Source organism: Firmicutes bacterium HGW-Firmicutes-1, assembly GCA_002841625.1.
Lineage (GTDB): Bacteria > Bacillota > Clostridia > Lachnospirales > Vallitaleaceae > HGW-1.
This window is the reverse complement of the sequence record PHAG01000009.1, coordinates 355,590-378,584: the sequence shown is the minus strand read 5'-3', so window position 1 is coordinate 378,584 and position 22,995 is coordinate 355,590. Positions and strand designations below refer to the sequence as shown.

The following is a 22,995-nucleotide window of genomic DNA, read 5'->3' as shown; positions in this document are numbered from 1 at the left end:
AGCCGAATATTGTGGAATATAAGATACCTAAAAATAGAACATTATTTTTTATCTTCAACTAAGCATCCTCAACACTTTCTCTAATGGAAGAATTTTAGCTGAAGCAAGTAGCGCCGTTTTAATTAAATTCATTTTTCAAATCTCCTATACATATTTTTATTTTTAGAATAACACACAACAAGTCCATCTTCAATAACACAAGAAACTAATTATTATAGTGTATATGTAAAAAGGTTCCTCTAATCAATTGATTAAAAGAACCTTTTCAACTCACTTATTTACACTTAGAAATCTATGTTTGCAAATGATATTTTACAAAACGTTCTAATGACTTCACCGCCGCTCTAACATCTGCATAAACAGGAATTCCTGCCTTTTCCATAATATCAACAAAATCACCGTAATATTCTCCACCATTTACCGAAACAACCAATGGCTTATCATATTTTTTTGTTAACCTAACGATAAGATTGGCTAAACTGTTTTCATCATTACAGGTATTTGGAGTCGCTTTAATGTTTTCAACGTGAGGAACAATTCCGACGAATACACAATCAACTGCATCATCCTGTAACGCAGCTTCAATAAAATCCTTAAACAATATATCATCAGTCATAGGTGTAACGTCTAAGATTGACATGCTCGTATTAACAAGACCAAGTTTATTGATGCTGTCAATACGTTCTTGTGTAGCTTTGGAGAAAATAGCAGGTTCAAGTATACCTAACTCATCCGAAGCAACTGTAGCTTCAAATCCAGCATTTAATACACCTGCAACTTTATTCCCTGTAACCTTTTTATTTGCCAATAAGGCAAAGGCTTTCACACTATCGTGATAAGCTTCTGTATCATCAATGAGTAGTACCTTTGCTTGTTTACAAGCCGCTTCAAATACATCATAATCTCCAGTCATTGCTGCAGTATGAGAAGCTGCCGCTTTAGCGCCTACATCAGTTCTTCCTGATTTATATACAATCACAGGTTTATGCACTTCTTTCATCAAATCATAGAACACTCTTCCTTCACCTGGCGCAAAGCCTTCAATATAAAGTGCAATTACTTTGATTTGTGCATCTTCATTAAAATATTTAATTAAGTCAGTAATCTTAACATCATATTTGTTACCAAAGCTGACTATGGATTTGAATATTGGAGCATTTGGCATTTTATCAATTAAGGTGATTGCCATTCCACCACTTTGAGTAAGCAAGGCTGTGTTGCTATGTTCAGAAACTGCCAAATGCAGTCTTTCTTCATCAATAAAAAGTGTATTAACACCAAGTTGATGTTCGTCTTCACCATAAAAAACACCCATGCAATTAGGTCCAATGATTCTAACATCCGTTGGTATTACTTTATTTAATTCCTCTGTAAAACTATTATAATCAATATCTTGAGAAATTCCAGGTATAAGAACAACGGATTTAGGTCCTTTCCCTTTTAAGTTAGCAAAGAAAGAAGTAATATGTTTTGCTGGAGCCGCATAAACTACCATTTCGATATCAGCTGGAATATCTTCAATTGATTCATATAAAGTATATGTTTGATTACCAAGTACTGCTTCTCCGCCTCTCATGTTAACACAATAAAGATCATCTCTTCTTAAGTCATGAAGTAATCTCGCAATTTCTCTTCCCATACTGTATTTAGTTGGGTCTGAAGATACACCAATAACAGCAATACCCTTAGGATTAAAGAAGGACTTAATATTAAGAGTGTTCACATGTGGTAAATATTTCTTACTGTCAGCTGCCTTTTCAAATTCAATGTATCCATCTACTGCGATAAATCTATTATCCTTAGTAATAACGAAAGGATTTATATCCATTGTTTTGATAAAATACTTTGGTCTTTCTCCGTGAATATAGGAATAATGATGTGCCAATGAACTTATAACCGAAGCTGCTTTCGCAATGAAATCTAGGTATTCTTCATGACCGATGCTTTTAAATTTATGTTTGATATTTAGTTTATTCGTAATGTTTTGAGCCTCTTCATAGCTTAATTGAGGTAAAAGCAGATTAGCCTTGTCATAATATTTAGCAAAAAATTCCGCATCATCTCCACCCTTGCTTAGTGTAACAACTGGTCCAAAGGATGGATCATCTTTCACGCCTAGTAATATTTCATATCCAATGCTTTGTTTGAAATCTACTAGCTCTACAATTAGAAATCCGTTAATTTGTGGTTTGTTCTCTTCACTATAATGAGATAACACTTCTTCCTTCATTTTTTCTAACACAAATTGAACAAATAGTGGTTCGTAATTTTTAACTTTTTTTACTCCACCAACCTTTTGCTTATGGGCAATGTCTGAAGAAACAATTTTGACAATAACTTCATCTCCAAAGCTTGAAAGTATGTCTGCAGTTACTTCCTCTGAAACCTTTAAGAAATGATACTTAGGAATGTCTAAACCAATACCGTTAAGAATTTGATATACTTCATGTTCAAATAATATACTTCTTCCTTCTTCATTTGCTTGATCAAACACATTGTCTACACTGGTTTGATTGTCTGTTGTTATTTTCACCGAATATCCTCCTGGTTTGATTATTTCTTAGCGATAATTATTATAATATCATCATCAGTTTCTAAAGTCTCTGGCAATCCCTCCATTTATTTGATTTCTTCGTATTCATCGATATAAGAATGCTTCTGCCCATCTTTTTTCCATCCCACAATACAATTTAAATTCACATTATGAGCAGCCTTTAATATACATTTATCAACATCTTCTGATGTTTCCTTAAGCTGTTTGATTAAATCTTTGATCTCTCTACGTTTACTCGAGGTTTTTTTAGCTGCAACAACACAACCGCAGTTCAATGGAGATAAGCCCGCATTAACAGTAAAATTCTTAATATGCTCCTCTTCAACATAATATAAAGGTCTTATAAGTTCTAACCCCTCAAAATTAAGAGACTTTAGCTTAGGGAGCATTGTTTGGAAGGAACCAGCATATAAAACATTCATCAGTGTTGTCTCAATTACATCATTAAAATGATGTCCTAATGCTAGCTTGTTACAATTTAATTCTTGAGCCTTGGCATATAAAAAACCTCTACGCATTTTAGCACACATGTAGCACGGGTAGTCATTGGCTATTTTATCAACAACCTTGAAAATTCCAGATTCATAAATACGAATTGGAATATTCAAATACTCACAATTGTTTTCAAGTAGCTCTTTATTGGTAATATAATATCCTGGATCCATTACTATAAATTCAAGCTCAAAAGGGATCTTACCATGTCTTTGAATTTCTTGAAATAATTTTGCCATAAGTAAACTATCTTTTCCACCTGAGATACCTACTGCAATTCTATCGCCTTTTTCGATCAACTTAAACTCTTTAATTGCCTTCACAAACTTAGACCATATTTGGGACCTATATGTCTTAATAAGACTTCTTTCAATTTCCTCTAGTGGTTTTCTATCACTTAAGGGTCTGAGAAGCTCACAACCACTTCCACTAATTGTACTCATTTTTTCACCTCTATATTTATATGTAACTATTTATCAATTAATAGAACTCTAATTTTATCTAATAACATGGAGCATGCTACTTTATTATAACCGCCTTGAGGAATAATGATATCTGCATGCTTTTTGGAGGGTTCTACAAATTCTTCATGCATTATTTTTACAGTATTTAAGTACTGACTGATTACTGTGTCCAGCTCTCTTCCTCTTTCCTTAACATCTCGAAGAAGCCTTCTGATAATTCTTACATCTGCATCTGTATCAACAAAAACTTTAATATCGAAGATGTTTCTTAATTCGATATTTTCAAAAATTAAAATACCCTCAACGATAATAACCTTTGTAGGTACTTCTATTACAATTTCATTGGATCTTGTATGCTGCGAAAAATCATAACAGGGTCTTTCAATTGGTAAACCTGCTTTTAACTTTAATAAATCATTTACGAAGCTTTCTGTATCGAAGGAATTAGGATGGTCATAATTTAATAATGCTCTTTCTTCAATGGGTAAGTGACTATTCGCTTTATAATAGTGATCATGCGTTAAGGTTAATACTTCATCACCTAGCTCTTCCTTAAGCTTTTTTACTAATGTTGTTTTGCCTGAACCTGTTCCACCTGCGATTCCAATAATGATTGTATTATTCATATCCTTCCTCCACTAGCGCTCTGTTATAGTGTTTTTTCCATCTTATAATGTAGTATATCAGCTTCATAAAAGCCATCACCTGCTACTGTAAATCCAATTTTCTCATAAAAGGACTTTGCGCTTGCTTGTGCATGTAGGTAAACATATTCAATTTTCATCTCTCTTGCAATATATGTTAAAGAATCACACATATTTTGGCCTATACCTTTGCCTCTATAAGGCTTAAGAACAGCAACTCTACCAATTTTTACACCATGTTCCATAGGTAACATTCTTGCACATCCAACTGGTTGTTCACCTTCATACGCAAGAATATGTATTGCCTTATTGTCATTTCCGTCATATTCAATTTCTTCACTTACACCCTGTTCAATGACAAAAACTGTTTTCCTTATTTTAAATGCTTTTTCAAGTTCTTCTTGGTTTATTGCTTGTCTCAAGGTTATCATTTCATTTTTTCCTTCTGTAAAACATCTATAGTAAATCATACATGATAATTATATCATAGAATGTCTTATATTGTCTTTGAAAACAACACAATTTCTTGATAACTTTATTCAAAAAAACAAAATCATTTTGACAAAGAAAAAACGAGCTCAAAACAGGAACTAATTGAGCTCGTATCATTGGTTATTTATGATAATCCGTGTGGTCTCCTCGACTCATGTCTACTTCAAAGCCAACTGAGCGAATTCTGCCTTCAATACAATGTCTGCAATGAGCAGCTTCGTCACCCGTACAAATTTTCCCATCATATAATGCATACTTATCTCTAACATTTGTAGGTGATAAGTTCGGCATAACTACATTGGCACCCGACTTAATTCCAAGTTCCCTGCCTTTTTTATCGATTGAGCCAAGAGCTGTGGTAGCTGGTAGCAATACCTTTGGAATCATCAATCGTATGATTGAAAGTAAAATGCATGTCATATCTGCAGTACCTGACTTTTCATCGCTTAATGGTGTATCCTTCTGTGAAATAAACGGACCTATTCCAACCATTTCTGGATCTAACTCTTTCAAGTAAAACAAATCATTGATAAAGTCTTCATTGGTTTGGCCTGGTAGTCCAACCATGAAGCCAGCACCTACTTGGAAACCAATTTTCTTCAAATCATCTAGGCACCTAATACGGTTATCATAAGACATGTCTGGATGTAGTGCTTCATATAAATGTCTAGAATTTGTTTCATGTCTAAGTAAGTATCTATCAGCACCTGCATCGTAGAACTTCTTGTAGCTTTCGTAAGACTTTTCTCCAATAGATAAAGTAATTGCACATTCAGGGAATTCAGCCTTAATGCTTTCAATTAAATCTATTACTCGTTCATCAGTATAATATGGGTCTTCTCCACCTTGAAGTACGTATGTCTTGTAGCCTAAGTCATGTCCTATTTGACAGCATTCTAGTATTTGTTCTTTAGAAAGTCTATAACGATCTGCTGCTTTATTTGATTTTCTAATACCGCAATAAATGCAATCCCTTGCGCAGAAGTTCGTAAATTCAATTAATCCACGCATAAACACTTTGGTTCCATAGTGAGTTTTTCGTGTTTCTATAGCTTTTTCTTGTAAATATGCAATGTCTTCTTCCTTAATATTGTCAAGTAACCTTCGCAATTCTTCTCTCGTTAAAGAATTATTTACGTATAGTTTATCTATTAATTCTTTCATAAATGTTTAACCTCTTTCTTTCTACACTTTTTATATTCTTCCATAATTATATTCTAGTATACCAAGTATACCGACAAAAGGTCTTCTTATCAAGTGCTATAGCTACAAAGATATTACAATTCTCTAATTTTTCCAGAAGGCTTGACTTTTTTACGTCATTATTATATAATAGTTTTGTAATAAGTTGTTAATAACTTTTACAACAATTGACATCAAAATAGTTTTAGGGGGTTTTTATGAACAAAAAAATGTATTTCAAAATCTTTTTACTAACTATGGTTTTTAGTCTTTTTACAAGTCTAAACGCATTCGGAAGTACAGAAGGAAAAGTAACTGGTGATCGTGTTAATGTAAGAAGTGGTCCAAGTACTTCCTCCTCCATTTTAGATAAATTCAATACCGGCGACAAAATTATAATAGCTTCTAAGGAAGGCGACTGGTATAAAATTACTTTAGCAAATAATAAAATTGCATTTATATACGGTGAATTTGTACAACCTGTTGATGCCAGTCAAGTGATCGTAACAGCAGAAAAACCCGTAGTAGCTGAAAGCGCAACAACGACAGATATTAGATCAAACCTTGTAACATTTGCTAAAAAGTACGTTGGTAATCCGTATGTATACGGTGGTACAAGCTTAACAAATGGAACAGATTGCTCTGGATTTACTCAATCAGTATATAAGAACTTTGGATACTCAATAAATAGAAGCTCTTCTTCACAGTACAGCAATGGCAAAGCTGTTAAAGTAAGTGAATTATTACCTGGAGATTTGGTTTTCTTCGGATACAATGGTTCAATATCTCACGTAAGCATTTACATAGGTGACGGGAAAATAGTACATGCAAGTACTTCATCAACTGGAATTATAGTTAGCGGACTTTATGATAGAGGGAATAAACCTTTTATCGGATGTAGAAGAATCATATAATTACCCTAAATTAAAGCTTAAGCCAACCTCACGAGGTTGGCTTTTTTATTTATCCATTTTAATATAAACAACATTACTTTCAGCACCTTTGTAACACTTTATTATTGGTAGCCGTTAAGGCATGTTAAAGAACCGTAACCTTTATGCCTTCATAGCGTACCAAGGTTGACTATTGCCTAGGAGTCTGCTGTAATGGGGCCTCTATTTATGAGTTAAAGTTACCTGTCCCCTTTGCCTAGATATTTGTTTAGTACTTCGATATATGCTTTCATGTATTCAGGTAAATCTTTAGGCCATCTGCTTGAAACAAGATTATCATCCACTATAACTGGGACGTTGGTCCAAATACCTCCTGCATTAATCATATCATCCTTTATTCCTGGGGTAGAGGTTACATTTTTACCTCTTAAGATATTTGCAGATATCGTTACCCAACCAGCATGGCAGATCTGACCGATGGGCTTATTTTGTTTATGAAAACTTTTCACAATATCTAGTACAGTTTCGTATCTTCTGATTTTATCTGGTGCCCATCCTCCTGGAATTAAAAGCCCTGAAAAATCATCAACGTTTACTTCATCATAACTCATTGTCGAGGAATAAGGCACTCCATATTTACCATGAAAGTCCATATTCTTTTTGTCAGCTGCCATAATAACCTCACAGCCCTCTTCCATTAATCGATAATACGGATAGTATAATTCTAAATCCTCCGCTAAGTCATCAACTACCATTAGAATTTTGATCATGTTCTTACCTCCTAATTATATGAATATAAATCAAACTTTTTGCAAATTTGATGTTACCTCATTAATATCTCAAGCCTATTACCTTATTTTAATTTATATTACAATTAACTTCAACCCATTTTGCAATATTAATAGTACAAACCAATACAGCTTTTGATAATACAAGATAAACGCCCTTGCGAACCCATTACTTACATGAGTTCACAGGGGCGTCCTTATGAAATGTTTTTCTGAACTTAATTTAATTAATTATTGATTACTAACTGAAATGATATTGGTACGAATCTATTTTGTGAAACTGAGTTATCTAGAACTGTATCTAATATTGATAAAGTATAAGTAGTACTCTCAACAGGTGCGGTTGTTATAACAATGATTGCTTTTTTATCTGCGCTATTATAACTAATTGTTGAAGGTACAATCACACCGTTTGCAGTCAAGGTGTAATCAGCAAGCGTAAATGCGTCAATTACTTCGCTAAACTGAACTTCTATGGTTTTATCAACCAATACCTTTACAGTTGCTGTTGGAGGTGTTATATCATTTGTTGCCTTGAAAATAAAATTCTTACCAACGGTTGAATCCACAGCATTGTTGCTTAAATCTTTAATACCTTTAATCGTAAGAAGTGTTCCTAAAATAGTACTCTCAGTTGTTAAAGGTATACTTAAAGGAAGATAAGCTGTGTCTCCATTAATGATTGCAGCCGTTAATGGATATTGAACTTGACCAACAAAGATAAAACCTTCATTTTTGTTTATTTCTTCATTAAATTTAATAACTATTTTATCTCTTTCATCCGCTGTAACGCTTATAACTGAAGGAGAAGTAATGTCTAGAGGTAATGAAAATGCTTTATTATATTCTATTGTTTTTAAGCCTGAAAAGTCTGCAAGACCACTATTCACTTGAATATTATGATTGCCTCCTAGAATGGCAGTATCAAGTACCAATGTTAAAATAGTTTTTGATGCATTCATGGTTGAGGTACCAATTGCTTTGCTTCCATCTATTAAAATATTATCATGTGTCAAGTTGCCTGTTAAAATGTTCATAGACTCGCTGAAATTAATCTTTATAGTAGTTGGATTGGTTACTTCAACAGCAGTAACGAGTGGTGAAACAATGTCATTTACAATAACTGATTTAGTTGCTACAGTCACTGCTACACCATCAACTGATTTAATACCTTCTTTAACACCAACAGAAACTGTTGAAGCTTGAGTTAATAAATTGTTAAACACAATATAAACTGTTTTGTCAATTGTTTCAAGAGTAAAGTCAGTACCAAATACTTTTGAAACTTCACCAACCTTAATATCAAAAAGTGCACTAGTAACTGTTGAAATGTTTAATAATTGGCTAAATTCAACAGACACTGCCTTTAAAGATGTTGCTTTTACATCAAACGTTAATTCATTAGAATCTGGCATTAATCCACGATCTTTTGCTTTTTTCCAATCAACTCGTGAATTTTTTACAAGTTTTTGAATAAGTCTTTGATTTGAACCCTTTTCTTTCCACTGCATTGAATCAAACATAATCCCTACAATCTTATCTCTGATTACTGCCGTATCTGTTAGACCGGTAAGTTCATCTTTCATCTGATCAGCCTGTTCTTGCGTAATCAATCCTGCAGTTACTAAAAATTCAGAGTTTTTCCATGAGTCACCTGTGAATAAGAGCGCTCTGTAATACCAAGTATAAATCATTCTCTCATTTACCGGTAAATCTGCACCAAACTTATTATGACCAGTACCCTTAGTGATATTATTTTCTAGTGCGTAAGCTACATATGGTGCAGCCCAAGCAGGAACATCCGGATAACCAGGAACTGAAGTAATATTGGTTGTTGGCCAACCTAATGATGTACCTATTAAAACAATGGCTTCAGCTCTTGTCGACATACGATCAAGATCAGGTATATAACTCGTACGACTTGTACCTTTGAAAAGTCCTAAGTCATATAAAGTTTGAGCTTTATCTACATTTTTAAGTTTCTGTGATTTATCTTTGCCCTTATGATTCTGGACTTTATTTTCATTTTTATCAAATTCTCCTTTTTCTATTGCAAAAGCAGAAGCCGAACTAGTTACTAGAATTGTTAAAATAAGTAATATTGTAAAAATGCGTTTCATAATCATTCCTCCTAATATCAATGTGATATTGTTTCTATTTTGTGTTGAATTACAGATGCACGAACCACCTTAAGATAAATTGCAACTTTTCCAAAATGTACATCTTGTTATTTGAAGCGAATCAAGCAAATATGAATAGGGTTTCATAATCACCTTCGCTATTATATAATACGTATTAAAATGTTTTTTATGGGACCTTTTTCTAAATAAGCTACAAATAAAACAAGAACCAACTTTGTGAGGTTGGCTCTTGTGGGTTGGCTTTTACAAATTCAAGTTTTCTTTTATAAACATCAATTTAATCGTGTTGTTCTACATCTGATAATTGGATTAACCCTTCCCCAAATGCCTTGGATAGGTCTGTATAGTTAAATTCTAGCTGCGTAGCCAAGCCTTCAAGCATACCTTGTTGATCCTTCGTATTAAGGCTTACTAACCCCCCTGCTCCAAACTCTGAATAGCTTTCATTTAATGGAGTGTAGCTTCTATATCCTTTAATGGCTATAATGGCTTTCACTTTTGCAGCAAGAACCAATCCTTCATAATTAACAACAATAATATGCATATATTCTTGTTGCTTAGAATGAATCTCAATGATACCAAAGCTACCAAGCCGTTTAATCTCTTCATTATTGAATTTTATATATTTAGATTTGAATGCTAAAATCATAATGAGTATTCCTCCTCAATTGTTAGCCTTGTTTGTGTTTTACTACATGATCGATTTACCCATAACGCACATTTTTATTATGACATTAACCGATTGTCCTATCAACACTTTTATGAACATTTCCATTATAGATTCCTGAAATTCTCTTAAAATAGAATTACAAGATTTACTATATTACATTTTCATTAAGTACGTACTTTCATAATTCAGTATGCTATAATAAGGCAAGTCAAGCGTTCAATTTGTGGAGGTTTAAGATCTACTCTTGATAAAAGCAATCATCAAATCTTCTTAAAATCTCCTGCAGTAGTCTCGAAAGTCTTAATGAATCATAATCATGCGTTCTTAGTACATATCCTACTTTTTTCATCCTACCACTAATTACTTTCCTATTTTAAAATCAATATACAACAATTTCAAATTAATACCATCTCTATCTGTTTCTTTATACTACTATCAACAATGATTTAGCTGAAAGGAACAAGGAATCTAATAATGAAAAACATAAAACTTGGAAATGTTATTTCAGCATTGTTTTTAATACTAACATTCTTAGCAAATTCATCCGTGGCCTATGCAAATGTAATCTATTACCCTAGTTCATGGGCGTCCCAAAAGGTTGCAATATCAGTAACCGCTGGTATCACTCCTGTAGACTTTGATACCATACCCTTTAACAAAAGCATCACAAGACTTGATTTTTGTGAATTGTTACTTAACACTTGTCGAACCTTTGGAATAACATTACCCTCAGCACCCATGTCCTCCCCTTTTTCCGATACAACGGACATCAATGCTGTAAATGCATATATGTTGGGTCTAACCCAAGGCACTGACGCTGGTCTTTTTAGTCCTGAAATGCCTCTTACAAGGGAAATGGCTGCTGTCATGCTCTCAAAATTGCGCATACTTTTTCAATACACTACTGATAATAACAATAAAAATATTGATTGGAATAACATCGGAAACAATCAAAATTATAGCAGTGATCGCTATTTTAAAAACCGTAACACTGTATCTAAAACATCTACTGGTTCTCTCACCTATACGGAGCCAATGGATGGTCAGCAGGCAATCCAAACACTTTCTAAATACTCCACTGACGGCGATCTAATATCTAGCTGGGCAAAGATTTATATGGCGGATGTATATACACGCGGTATCCTTTCAGGTACTGGAGAAGGTAAATTAGATCCTCAGAGCTATATTACACGCGAGCAAGCAGTATTATTGTCTTTTAATGTATTGTCCTATTGCGATGAATCTCAAATCCGGGCTGCAGGAGTGAAAGAATGCATATTGCCCATGCCAACAGGAATTTACATCTCAGAGTCTTATTATAGGGGCGATGTTTATCTACGTTGGAATGATATTCCCTTGGCTTCAGCTTACGATGTCACTGTTTTTAAAAATGGCATATCCTCTTATACAACAAGAACAGAGAATAATTACTTAGATTTACGGACAAGCTCATCTACATATAATCGAGATACCAAAGCTTATGACATCACAGAATATACAAATACGCTCTATAGCACTATATTTGGAGACGACAAACAAAGGATTCATGTTACCTTGAATGTAGTTCCAGTCAATAGCAATGGTGAGCCTTCAGTTTTTTTCCTTACAGATGAATTTACGATTGAACCGTGGGCCAATAAGAATGAAATGATTTTCGGAGACTCTACGAAGACTTCCTTCACCAGTAACAGTGAAGCCCTTTTAAGTATGACAAGTATCAAAGTTAATATATGGAAACTGACAACCTCAGGCACAAAAGTAACATCCACTCTTTATCTCACAGTCAACAAAAATGTTGCTGAAAATGTTAAAAAAATATTCACGGATATATACAATGGGAAGGAAAAGTTTCCTATTAAAAGCTGTGGTGCTTACGCTTACAGAAACGGAACATCTGAGCACACTAGCGGTACCGCTATTGATATTAACCCACAAGAAAATTATTTTATTGAGTGGAGTGGACTAATCAAAGTAGGTGCTTTATGGCAACCTGGTAAAAATCCATATTCCATATCATCAGATGGAGATGTAGTCCGAGCCTTCAATAGATATGGCTGGCACTGGAGTCCAGATATGCTATGGCCAAACGGTGCTGATTATATGCACTTCAGTCTAGGTGGTAAATAAAAAGTATAATTACTTCTCCCGCTTGAATAAACCTGAAAAGCATTCTACAATCTTCAGATTTTTCAAAAAGGAGTTTTTTTCTTTTATTTCTTCTCGGTAAGTAACTTTTACAGGTCCGATATTTTTTATCATAATAGTCACTTCTTTACCCTTTTTCTTTTCCTCTCTGGGTGCCTTTGCTACTTCTGGCTTTGGTACCCTTTTTGTCAGTTCGGTTTCAGGGAATTTTGGTTTATACTCCTTGTTTGTATGCTTTTTAGGAAGTTCTTGTTGATATTCTTTGTCTACATACTTCTTTGGAATCTCTTGTTGATGTTCCTTATCTGGATACTTCTTTGAAATCTCTTGTTGATGTTCCTTGTCAGGATACTTCTTTGAAATCTCTTGTAGATGTTCTTTGTTGGAATATTTCTTAGTAGGTTCTTGTTGATACTCCTTGTTTGGATATTTCATATTCATAGGTTGTGGATTTTTTTCTATACATTCTTTGAAGTACGCATCCGTGGGTAGTTCCACTTCTTCTAGCAATACCCCAACGTGCTCTTCTATCTCATATAAAGACATGATATCTTCACTTGTTGCCAAGGTAATTGCTTTACCACTGTTACCAGCTCTTGCTGTTCGTCCAATACGATGCACATAACTATTTTTATCTCCTGGTACATCGTAATTGATGACCAATGACAAATCTTCAATATGTATTCCCCGAGCAGCTACATCTGTCGCTACAAGAACCTTTAGTTTATCTTCTTTAAATTTTTGAATTGTTCTCATTCGGTGGCCTTGCGTATTCGCACCATGAAGACCTTCTGTTATGTACCCTTTCTTCGATAAATAAACTTGCACTCTATCCACTTCATCCCTTGTATTGCAAAAAATCATACAGCGGTCGGGTTGTTCTACTCTCAGTAATCGGTTCAATTGAATCAGCTTTTCATTTGATAGAACTCGGTAGTATACTTGCTTAACAGTATCCACCGTCATAGTTTCAGATTGTAACTCTATGGTAATTGGTTTATTCATATATGCTTGGCAAATTCTTTTGATTTCTGGAGGCATCGTGGCTGAGAACAATAGCGTTACACGCTTTCTGGGTAGTTCTTTAATAATCTGAACCACTTGATCAATAAACCCCATATCTAGCATACGATCAGCTTCATCGAGGACAACAAATTGGATGTTTTTTGTTTCTAATGTCCTTCTTTTGAGGTGATCAAAAACTCTACCTGGTGTTCCAGTCACAACAGATACACCACTTTTTAATGCCTGAATCTCAATCTTTATATCGTGCTGTCCATAAACAGCTGTTGTACGAATATCCAAATATTTAGACATTTTCTTAAGATCTTGATCCACTTGGACTGCCAGTTCTCGTGTAGGTGTCAAAATCAAACCGCGTGGTCCGTATCCCTTTGGATCGATGGATTGAAGTATTGGAATACCAAACGCACCCGTCTTTCCACTGCCAGTTTTTGACATAACAATAAGATCCTGATGGTTCAGAATATGAGGAATTGTCTCCTGTTGAACGTCTGTTGCTGTAACAAAGTCCATTTCTTTTATCGCCTCTATAATGGAGGATGTGACACCTAAACTGCTAAAATGATTAGTCATATTCCCTGCTTTCTAGTTTTTATTGTACTCAAGACCAAATTACCGCTTGACGCTATAATATATCACTTTTGATTTTCATATTATCCTTATTAAATTCGTTTTTTTAAAATGGTGTTTATCCTATTTATGTAATTTTAACACAAACTTGTCCGTTTCGTATACATATTTAGTTGCTTTATTGATTTGCAGCATCCATAAATTTTTTATTCCAATCTCAGATGCACCATTTGGTATAACTCCAACCTTATCATAGGTTTGTTTTGTGATGTTACCTACTTAATCTGTTGTAGAAACAAGTCGATTGTTTTTGTCGTATGTGTAAGATATCTTGTTTCCCTTACCGTCAAATGTAGCTATTTCTACATGGTTGTTATTGTACTGCTTCTTTACAATAACATCATTTAAAGGATTTATTTGTTCAACCAATCTGTTTAGCGAATCATTTTTAGATGTAATAGAGTTTCCTCGCCAATCCGTTTTTACTTCAAGGTTACCATTTTTATTATACTGATATAAATTTGTATGTCCCAATGGTGATATTTCCTTTACAAACTACCTACTTTATTGTAAATCTTTTCTTCAAAAAATCCCTCCGCGTTATTTCTTCACCCTTTTGATTTAAGTAACCCGATTGTAATTCTTTTTAATAATTCCCCCATTTTTATATTCTCCTTTTATTTTATTACTCTTATGCTCTTTATCACTTCTTCTCTAAGGTATTGTATATCCCTTCGTAGTATTTATTCCTATTGTATTTGTATTACTATCCCAAGTGATTTCAATATCGATCGCTTCAGCTATATCTCTTAATCTGAAATAGTTATTTCCATTAACTGTATAGGCCGTTAATTTAGCTTCTTCTCCATCTAAGTATATCTTAGAAGTGTTAACAGTCGGGTCTTTTGGTTTATCATCTCCCTTATCCATCTCTCCTCCAACTACCGTATATGGAGTATTTGAGATAAGGTTAATCGCCTTTTTATCTTGATCCCAAGACACTTCAAATTCTTTTTCTGTTCCTTTTAAGATCTTTGCTAAATCTCTTAGCTTAAAGTAATTGCTGTTGTCAATTGTATAAGCATCAAACGAAGTTACATTTCCATTTACTAAAACCTTTGAGGATGTTGGTGTCGCATTTATATAAATAATTTCATTATTTGTCAAGTCAATAATGCCTTTTTTACCGTTAAGTTCTACAATTGCAACTTTCACTTCACGATTAATATTCATATTATCATAAATAATTGGTATCATTTCTTTACCTGTCTTTTCTATTAAGCCGTATTTCTCATTTTTTTCTACTATTAAAGACCCATTTATACAACTATCTATACTATCATAAATGATTGGAAGCATCTCTTTTCCAGATGCGTCTATACATCCATATTTGCCATGTTGTTTAACTATTGTATTTCCACAAAACAAACCAATTGCATCATCATATATAGTTGGAACAATTTCATTACCCTTTTTATCTAACAATCCCCATTTATTATTTTTTTCAACTAACAGTCTGCCTTCTGCGTAGTAGGATGATAAATCATCATAAATAACAGGTACAATTTCTTGTCCATTTAAATCTATATATCCCCATTTTCCATTTTTCTCAATAAATGCTAAACCTTCTGAAAAATCACCAATACTATCATAAATAATCGGGATTATTTCTTTACCCGATTTATCTATATATCCGTATTTGTCATTTCTTCCAGCTTTTGCTATCCCTTGATCAAAAGCATCTAATCTATCATAAATAATTGGAATACTCTCATTACCAGTATTGTTTAAATATCCCCATTTATTATCCTTAAGAACTAATGAAACACCTTCTGAAAAGTAACACATGATGCTATATATAAAAGAACTTATTTCTTTTCCCGTTTTATCTATACACCCTAAGTGACCATTTTCAACTATAGCTAAACCTTCTAAGAATGGTGATGCACTCTCGTAAACAAAAGGTATAATTTCATTGCCATTTATATCAATATATCCCCATTTTCCATTTTTATTAACGTTTACTAAGCCTTCTGAATAGCAATCTAATTGATCATAAATAATAGGAAACATCTCTTTTCCAGTTTTATTTATACAACCCCATTTTTGATCATTCTCAACACCAAATAATCCTTCTGCAAGAACTTTTACATCATCATAAATAATAGGAACAATTTCATTTCCCATTTTATCTATATAACCTGTTTTTCCATTTTTTTCAATTCGTGCTAATCCTTCAGGAAAAGCATAATAAGCAGTAAAATCCCATGCATAATCATATATAATAGGAATTATCACTTTTCCTGTTTTATCTATATAACCACTTTTCCCATCTTTATTTACTTCTGCTAATCCTTCTTCATAGCTACTTATATACTTATATATAACTGGAACAATAATTTCTTTACTCGTTATGTTAAAAACACCCATTTTTTTATCTTTCATAATTATTACAAAACCTTCATCATAATAAAAGAATTCGTCATATATAATTGGAATTATCTCATTACCCATTTTGTCTAATAAACCTTTTTTTCCATTCTTTTCTACCTCTATCAAATTATTTTCTACATTAGTCACCAAATCATATTTTTCATCCAACCATGTGATTTCATATTCCTTTGCTATCATTGGCATGTTCATTATCATAGATAACATCATTACTACTGTAAATAACCCCGTTGTAATTCTTTTTAATAGTTCCCTCATTTTTTATATTCTCCTTTTATTTTATTACTCTTATGCTCTTTATCACTTCTTTTCTATGGTATTGCGTATCCTCCCGTAGCATCCTATTCCCCATCGTATTTGTATTACTATCCCACGCAATTTTAATTTCAAACGCTTCGTAAGCGCTTAATATTAGGGTGCCTAGACGTTTATATAGAAGTACAAAATCATCATTTTACCACAAAAGTGCTTTGATGCGATCTCGACGCTTACCACAAAATAAAAATATACTTGGTGCAAAAGGACTCATATCGAAACTTTCTTGAACAATAGCAGCTAGTCCATCAATAGATTTTCTCATATCTGTGTAGCCACAAGCGATATAAATATCCTTTGCAACTGTAATATCGCCTAACGTATATTTTTTAAAGCTTGAAGCACAGCTTCAACCGTGGCAGATGAAGTACCTTCCGAAACCTCAATAGTTGCATTTGATAGGTGAAGAATGACCGCTGCAGTACCTGGTGAAATTTTGTTATTAACTGGAAGTTTTGCAAATGCTACCAGTGATGGAGTTATATCAGCTGTATCTGATTGATCCTTACACAGGCAGTTTTTCGAATTCTTTTGAGCCAATAGTAATAGGTATAGTCGTTTACGCCATTTTGGTTACACCATAGTATTTTATTATGATTATCACACAGATTAATGTATCCATAAAGTCACCCTAATATTAAACGCACTTACCATTTTCAGTGATTCTAGCAATATAAGGTATTTGTTATCAGCACTCCAATTAAGTTTGCATCAATTTCCATCATTATTTGTATGAATTTTATTGGCAGTTGTTACTGCATTGAGCTTAATAAGGTATGGGGTCAAGAAAACAAATTCCTCTGTAAAATATTTTTATTTGTAATCAATAGGACAAGTTGGGTATTTAGATTGCTCCCATGAACGATTCCCTTTAACTTTCATTGTAGTGTCACTTAAAAGAAAATGGCTCCATGATGAAGTTTCCCCATCCCATGTTGAATCAAGTTGATAATATTTCCCATCAATATTAACAATATTCCATGCATGTCCTCCTCTTCCTGTACTATTTTCAACTTCTCCTATAATAATGTAGCATTCTATACCAATATAATCGCAAAGGAGTTTAAACGCTTCGGCATAGCCACTACAAATCGCCTTATTATCTAATAGGGCTCCAATGTAAGTAGTTCTATCATAATTAATAATATCTAACTTTTTATTTGTAATAATATCACTTGTCTCCCAATCATATTTAACATTCATGGTAAGGTATTTATAAATATTGTAAACCTTTTCATAATCTGTTGTTCCTGAAAAATCGAATTCTTCAATAAAAGAAGTGATTTTTCTGGATTTTTCAAATATAGTCTTATCGGAAAAGTCTTTAAAACTTAATGGCAAGCCAATATATTTATCATAATATTTAGATTTACCAAATTCTACAAATCCATTAACCTCATCATTACTCATGATAAATATATTTGGATTGTTTTCAATTAATTTATTGAAAACACTTTCATACTTTGCAAAAGAAAAAATATCATATCCAGTAACATTAATAAATTCTAATTCCTTTAATTTACTTAAAGGTGATATATCTACTATACTAGAATTTTGAATAGAAAAATAACCTAATTTGCTGAAATTTTCTACAGTTTTGATATCTACAATTGGGTTGTCACCAATATACAATACATATAAATCTGTGGCACCTTTAATTGGCGTAATATCAGATATCATATTACTTTCAATTCTTAATTCTGATAATTTATTAAAATTCTTTAATACTGATATGTCTTTTATGTAGTTACTGCTTATACCCAACCCGCGGATTTTGGTGAGTGACTTTATTGCATCAATTGATCCTATCTTATTATTATCAATAAATAGATAAGTAATATTATATTTATCCTTAATTGCGTTAATATCAGTTATGCTGTTATTTGATAGATCTAAGCTTATTAAATTATTTAAATCAGATAAGGGTGTCAAATCACTTATTAAGTTATTCGATAGGAATAAACATTCCATTGCATACATATTCCTTAAAGGAAACAAGTCTTTAATTTGATTATTGAGTAGAAAAAGTGTATTAAGTTGATTACAATCTTCTAATGGACTCAAATCTGTTATATTGTTACTTTCAAGTGACACAACTTGTAAATCACCGAGTCCTTGTAGGGCATCAATGTTATTTATTTTATCTTTTGTCAAATCTAAATTAGTTAAACAAGGTAAATATTTAAGAAATGATAAGTCATTTATTTCATCACCTCTGATAGTTACTTCTTTTAACTTATGTAAATTGTTAATTAACGTATAATCGTTTATATCCTGGTTATAAATTGATAAGATTACTAGATTCTTAAGATATTGTATTCCCTGTAAGTCCTTAACCTTCGTTCCATCAGCGATGCTTAACTCAGTTATATTTTGTAAATCTGATATCATTAATTTTCCTGTATTTTTGCCCACAATATCTCTTATCCAGTTTTCAAGATCAATATCCGTGAACTTAACTTCCTTATCGGGATTATCCCATGCTTCTCTATCATGAAGAAATAACCATGTTTCATAATTTATTGTATCTGTAATACATAAATAATTCTCCGTCTGGAATAAATCGATTGCTTTTGAAACAGACATATCAAAGATATCATCTTTTTTCCAACTGTTTGGTAATTTATTGTTACTATATTTTACCCATTCCGCTAATAGCACTTTAACTTCTTCTACTTTCTTTCCTTGCGAACCTATATGTATTTCATCAAATTCATCAAAATTATTTCTAATAAAAATATCTTCCTTACTACAAATACGGTTAATCATAACTATAGCTGTTTCTATAGTTGCATTTCCATTAGGCATAAACTCCTTACTATTTATGCCTTTAACAATTTCATAATGAAACATATATTCAATTGGTTCTTCGGCCCATTTTGCAATAACTGAGCGGTCGGAAAATTTAAGAACAGATCTTGTATCATCCAAATCATTAACAGCTTTCTGTATTGTTCGAAAGAGCATAGTGCTCAGCTCTTGTCTAGTAACTAATCCATTTGGTACAAATTTATCCGAACTTTTACCTTTAACTATACCCAAATGATATGCATCTAAAACATCTTGACTTTGTGTATCACTAAAGGGATTTTGCTTATTATCTAATACATCCTTGTCAATTAAGTACTCATATAAATTTACTGACAATTTGGCAAATTCTTCTCTTGTTATATTATCCTTATAATTTCCAATTAGATCTTCTGTAAGAATTCCTTTCTTATAAATAGATTGTATAGCTTGTACAGCCCAGAGGCTAGCTCCTTCAGATACAGATGTCAATAATTCGTATGAACTTTCCTGATGACTTGTTGACTCAAATGCATAAATGTTCCCTTGTTCAATAAAAGTACCCATTACGCACATCAAGAGTAGTGTTACAATAATTCTTTTAATTTTGCACATTATATTCTCCCCCTATCCTAAATACCTATTTAAACATCTACTCGTACTACACTTTTATAGGCATCTTTTACTTATATAGTCTCATAATATTACTGTTCAATAAATACAGTATTGTTTTTCCAATCAACTTTTGCTCCTAATTCTTCTGCAACAAATCTTGCAGGTGTAAATATTCTTCCATCGATATTTACGGCAGGTGCTTCAAGTTTTTTACTTTTTCCATTCACATTTGCTGTTGAACTATTGACTTTAACCTTTATAACAGTGTCTGCCTTCGTTACTGTTACAGTTTCCGTTTTACTGTCCCAAGTTACTGTGGCTCCCATCTTCTCAAATACAGCTCTAGCAGGAATCATGGTATGACCTGATATTATTTGTGGTGCTACATCAAATATAACAGGAACTTCGTCAACTTTAACTTTTATAATATCACTTGGTTTATGTATTGCTATTCTACCATCATCCCCAACCATTACATAAGCTTCTCCGTTCCAAGCAACGCTCCTTGGGGAACTAAGCGAATTACTAGAAATTGTATTTATTTTTTTCCCATCTTTAGTAGTATATATTTCACCCATCCTAGTAGCAAGAAGACATTCTTTACCATTCCATACTAAGTTCTCAAATGTAATATCTTGATTCGCATATTTCTTATTTACAGATGATGTATCAGATGCAAAAGATAGAATCGTACTCCAGTTACCAGCAGCAAAAAAGTTTTTGCCTGTCCAGATTACTTTCTTCAAATCGTTTTGTACTCCAGAATTTTTTATAGACCATTTTAATCCATCATTAGATATAATGATTGTTCCAAACATACCTACTGATACAAATTGTTTGCCATTCCATGTCATATCCTCAAGCCAATTTGAAGTGTTTGATATCTGTTTAGTCCAATTTTTGGCATCATTTGATGTTAAAATCTCTCCTTTTCTACCTAACAAAAAATACTTATTGTCAAAATAATAAAGGGTTTCAATATTTTCTTGATTAATACTACCTAAGCTACTCCAAGTAACACCATCATTAGATTGATATATTTTTGAATTATCTATATTATAGTCCTTGTATGTAATTGATAATGCTGTGTATTTTTCTCCTGTCCACACAACATCCACTAATGTTTCTTTAATTCCAGAATAGTATTTTTTCCAAGAAATCCCATCATCTGATTTTACTATCGTTCCATCGTTACCTATTGCAAGGAATTCATTCCCATTCCAAATAACTTTCAAGAATATAGGCGCAAATTGTTCGCTGCTATCCCAATTGATACCATCCGATGTTTTAATTATTGTATTATGCCACCCTACTGCAATTAAATTTCCTTGATTTTCAATAAAGGATGATATTTCAGCATACAATTTATCATTAATTGGGTTCCATTCTGTAAGATTGGTCGAACTCAAAATAACATTATTATTATTATCTGATAAAACCGTATAATACGCATTTTTATACATAGTGACCTTATGAAGATAATATCCTGGTTTAATATTTACCGATATTTCAGTCCAATTTGACAAATCAGATGATGTGTATACTTTTGAATTCTCACCAACTGCAACATATTTACTTCCGTCCCAAATAATATCATTTATATCAGAACCACTATTACTAATAGCTCTAACTGTCCAAGCAATACCGTCTTCAGAAATAGCAATATCTTTCCATATCCCGTATACTACATATGTATCATTGATATATTTAATGGTATTCCAAGAAAATTCTCCTTTATTCTCTAGTACAGTATTCCAATTAATACCATCTTTCGATTCCATTATATATCTGACATCATCTCTTCCTTTTAAAGGATACTTTGCACCTACGGCAATAAACTTATCCTTAACCCATTTAACATCTTGAAAAATTATATCTTGATCAAATTTCACAAATTCCCATTTTATTGCATCAGATGAATATCCAATAGTACTTGTATCCCCTGCTACTACATACTTACCATTTCCCCAAGCAGCTCCATATAATGCTATACTTTCATTAATAGAAGTATAGTCCCAATTTTTTAAATCGGTTGAAGTGCCGATTAAACCATCACTTCCTACCAAAAGATATTGTCCTTTATCGCTTATTGTTATATCACGATATTTAAATGAACGAAAATCATCTATCGATTGCCAATTCATTTCTTGGTTACTTGCACCAACCGCATTGTTTAAAGAAAGTACCATTGATAATAAAACCACTAAACTAATTGCCCTTTTTAACCTTTTAAAGCATAATTTTTTTACCTCTTTCATAATTTCCTCCTTGATTCCCTTTTTGTCATTTTATTTTGTAAACATTATAATCTAATATCTATTACAGATATTTAATTATTCAATATTTTTATTAGCACAACTAATAGACTTATTAAAATTTCAACAAGTTTAAATTTTTATTATTAAGTTGTTAGTATTGGGGATTAAATAGATATTTCACTACTCTCCAAATCCCACCCGTTTATCCCTTTAGACGCATTTAGACAATGCAGAATTATATATACTAAACAGTATAATTACTATTATCTTATTTGTCAATTATTTACAAGCATAAAATTGTGACCTGGATATTTATATTACATATTAACAAATAAAAGCCAAAATTTCTTTTAGCCCTTCATTAATATTTACCACATAATCCACGGTTTTTCGTCTTTTAACGAATCGATATGTCGAATCACGTATCTTTATTTCAAAATCAATATATCAAAGAAATATCATCAGTACCCTTAATTAGGGTTGTTTTATTCACCCCACACAAAATACATAG

16 protein-coding genes are annotated in these 22,995 nt (G+C 32.6%); 2 read left to right on the top strand and 14 right to left on the bottom strand.

What is annotated here, in order from left to right; translation table 11 throughout:
• Positions 1-292: 292 nt before the first annotated feature.
• From CVU84_12685 to hydE, 5 genes are all read right to left on the bottom strand, one after another.
• On the bottom strand, positions 293-2,533 hold the full coding sequence (locus CVU84_12685) for a hypothetical protein (protein ID PKM94308.1): 2,241 nt from the start codon (positions 2,531-2,533) through the stop codon (positions 293-295).
• A gap of 86 nt (positions 2,534-2,619) precedes the next feature.
• A complete protein-coding gene (locus CVU84_12680) occupies positions 2,620-3,489 on the bottom strand; it encodes a tRNA 2-thiocytidine(32) synthetase TtcA (protein ID PKM94307.1) in 870 nt (289 codons plus the stop codon).
• A gap of 26 nt (positions 3,490-3,515) precedes the next feature.
• Positions 3,516-4,136 (bottom strand): uridine kinase, encoded by a 621-nt coding sequence (locus CVU84_12675; protein PKM94306.1) that lies wholly within the window; start codon positions 4,134-4,136, stop codon positions 3,516-3,518.
• Positions 4,137-4,159: 23 nt separating this feature from the next.
• Positions 4,160-4,624 (bottom strand): GNAT family N-acetyltransferase, encoded by a 465-nt coding sequence (locus CVU84_12670; protein ID PKM94305.1) that lies wholly within the window; start codon positions 4,622-4,624, stop codon positions 4,160-4,162.
• A gap of 142 nt (positions 4,625-4,766) precedes the next feature.
• On the bottom strand, positions 4,767-5,810 hold the full coding sequence (gene hydE / locus CVU84_12665) for a [FeFe] hydrogenase H-cluster radical SAM maturase HydE (protein PKM94304.1): 1,044 nt from the start codon (positions 5,808-5,810) through the stop codon (positions 4,767-4,769).
• Between the two features lie 236 nt (positions 5,811-6,046).
• On the opposite strand from hydE, the gene CVU84_12660 reads away from it, so the two are divergent.
• Positions 6,047-6,742 carry a hypothetical protein gene (locus CVU84_12660; protein ID PKM94303.1) on the top strand — a complete coding sequence of 232 codons (696 nt, stop codon included), beginning with the start codon at positions 6,047-6,049 and terminating at the stop codon, positions 6,740-6,742.
• 218 nt (positions 6,743-6,960) lie between these two features.
• Here CVU84_12660 and CVU84_12655 read toward each other — a convergent pair whose 3' ends face one another.
• From CVU84_12655 to CVU84_12645, 3 genes are all read right to left on the bottom strand, one after another.
• Entirely contained in the window at positions 6,961-7,491 is a 531-nt protein-coding gene (locus CVU84_12655) for a hypothetical protein (protein PKM94302.1), read from the bottom strand.
• Positions 7,492-7,736: 245 nt separating this feature from the next.
• On the bottom strand, positions 7,737-9,629 hold the full coding sequence (locus CVU84_12650; GenBank protein ID PKM94301.1) for a hypothetical protein: 1,893 nt from the start codon (positions 9,627-9,629) through the stop codon (positions 7,737-7,739).
• A 298-nt stretch (positions 9,630-9,927) separates the two neighbouring features.
• The gene (locus CVU84_12645; protein PKM94300.1) at positions 9,928-10,299 is read right to left on the bottom strand and encodes a hypothetical protein; all 372 of its coding nucleotides are present in this window, start codon (positions 10,297-10,299) and stop codon (positions 9,928-9,930) included.
• Positions 10,300-10,794: 495 nt separating this feature from the next.
• Between CVU84_12645 and CVU84_12640 the strand changes: the two genes are divergently transcribed.
• Positions 10,795-12,447 (top strand): hypothetical protein, encoded by a 1,653-nt coding sequence (locus CVU84_12640; protein PKM94299.1) that lies wholly within the window; start codon positions 10,795-10,797, stop codon positions 12,445-12,447.
• Between the two features lie 9 nt (positions 12,448-12,456).
• Here CVU84_12640 and CVU84_12635 read toward each other — a convergent pair whose 3' ends face one another.
• From CVU84_12635 to CVU84_12610, 6 genes are all read right to left on the bottom strand, one after another.
• Positions 12,457-14,061 (bottom strand): hypothetical protein, encoded by a 1,605-nt coding sequence (locus tag CVU84_12635; GenBank protein PKM94298.1) that lies wholly within the window; start codon positions 14,059-14,061, stop codon positions 12,457-12,459.
• Positions 14,062-14,337: 276 nt separating this feature from the next.
• The gene (locus CVU84_12630) at positions 14,338-14,601 is read right to left on the bottom strand and encodes a hypothetical protein (protein PKM94297.1); all 264 of its coding nucleotides are present in this window, start codon (positions 14,599-14,601) and stop codon (positions 14,338-14,340) included.
• A gap of 171 nt (positions 14,602-14,772) precedes the next feature.
• Positions 14,773-16,767 (bottom strand): hypothetical protein, encoded by a 1,995-nt coding sequence (locus CVU84_12625; GenBank protein PKM94296.1) that lies wholly within the window; start codon positions 16,765-16,767, stop codon positions 14,773-14,775.
• 196 nt (positions 16,768-16,963) lie between these two features.
• Positions 16,964-17,089, bottom strand: coding sequence for a hypothetical protein (locus CVU84_12620; GenBank protein PKM94295.1), 126 nt, complete (start codon positions 17,087-17,089; stop codon positions 16,964-16,966).
• Positions 17,090-17,637: 548 nt separating this feature from the next.
• Positions 17,638-20,226, bottom strand: coding sequence for a hypothetical protein (locus CVU84_12615; GenBank protein PKM94294.1), 2,589 nt, complete (start codon positions 20,224-20,226; stop codon positions 17,638-17,640).
• An 89-nt stretch (positions 20,227-20,315) separates the two neighbouring features.
• Entirely contained in the window at positions 20,316-22,484 is a 2,169-nt protein-coding gene (locus CVU84_12610) for a hypothetical protein (protein PKM94293.1), read from the bottom strand.
• Positions 22,485-22,995 lie beyond the last annotated feature (511 nt).

Excerpts from the sequence above, each read along its gene's own strand:
- CVU84_12680 (PKM94307.1), bottom strand. The coding sequence starts at position 3,489 with ATGAGTACAATTAGTGGAAGTGGTTGTGAGCTTCTCAGACCCTTAAGT.
- CVU84_12675 (PKM94306.1), bottom strand. The coding sequence starts at position 4,136 with ATGAATAATACAATCATTATTGGAATCGCAGGTGGAACAGGTTCAGGC.
- CVU84_12670 (PKM94305.1), bottom strand. The coding sequence starts at position 4,624 with ATGATTTACTATAGATGTTTTACAGAAGGAAAAAATGAAATGATAACC.
- hydE (PKM94304.1), bottom strand. The coding sequence starts at position 5,810 with ATGAAAGAATTAATAGATAAACTATACGTAAATAATTCTTTAACGAGA.
- CVU84_12660 (PKM94303.1), top strand. The coding sequence starts at position 6,047 with ATGAACAAAAAAATGTATTTCAAAATCTTTTTACTAACTATGGTTTTT.
- CVU84_12655 (PKM94302.1), bottom strand. The coding sequence starts at position 7,491 with ATGATCAAAATTCTAATGGTAGTTGATGACTTAGCGGAGGATTTAGAA.
- CVU84_12650 (PKM94301.1), bottom strand. The coding sequence starts at position 9,629 with ATGAAACGCATTTTTACAATATTACTTATTTTAACAATTCTAGTAACT.
- CVU84_12645 (PKM94300.1), bottom strand. The coding sequence starts at position 10,299 with ATGATTTTAGCATTCAAATCTAAATATATAAAATTCAATAATGAAGAG.
- CVU84_12640 (PKM94299.1), top strand. The coding sequence starts at position 10,795 with ATGAAAAACATAAAACTTGGAAATGTTATTTCAGCATTGTTTTTAATA.
- CVU84_12635 (PKM94298.1), bottom strand. The coding sequence starts at position 14,061 with ATGACTAATCATTTTAGCAGTTTAGGTGTCACATCCTCCATTATAGAG.
- CVU84_12625 (PKM94296.1), bottom strand. The coding sequence starts at position 16,767 with ATGAGGGAACTATTAAAAAGAATTACAACGGGGTTATTTACAGTAGTA.
- CVU84_12620 (PKM94295.1), bottom strand. The coding sequence starts at position 17,089 with ATGAGAAAATCTATTGATGGACTAGCTGCTATTGTTCAAGAAAGTTTC.
- CVU84_12615 (PKM94294.1), bottom strand. The coding sequence starts at position 20,226 with ATGTGCAAAATTAAAAGAATTATTGTAACACTACTCTTGATGTGCGTA.
- CVU84_12610 (PKM94293.1), bottom strand. The coding sequence starts at position 22,484 with ATGAAAGAGGTAAAAAAATTATGCTTTAAAAGGTTAAAAAGGGCAATT.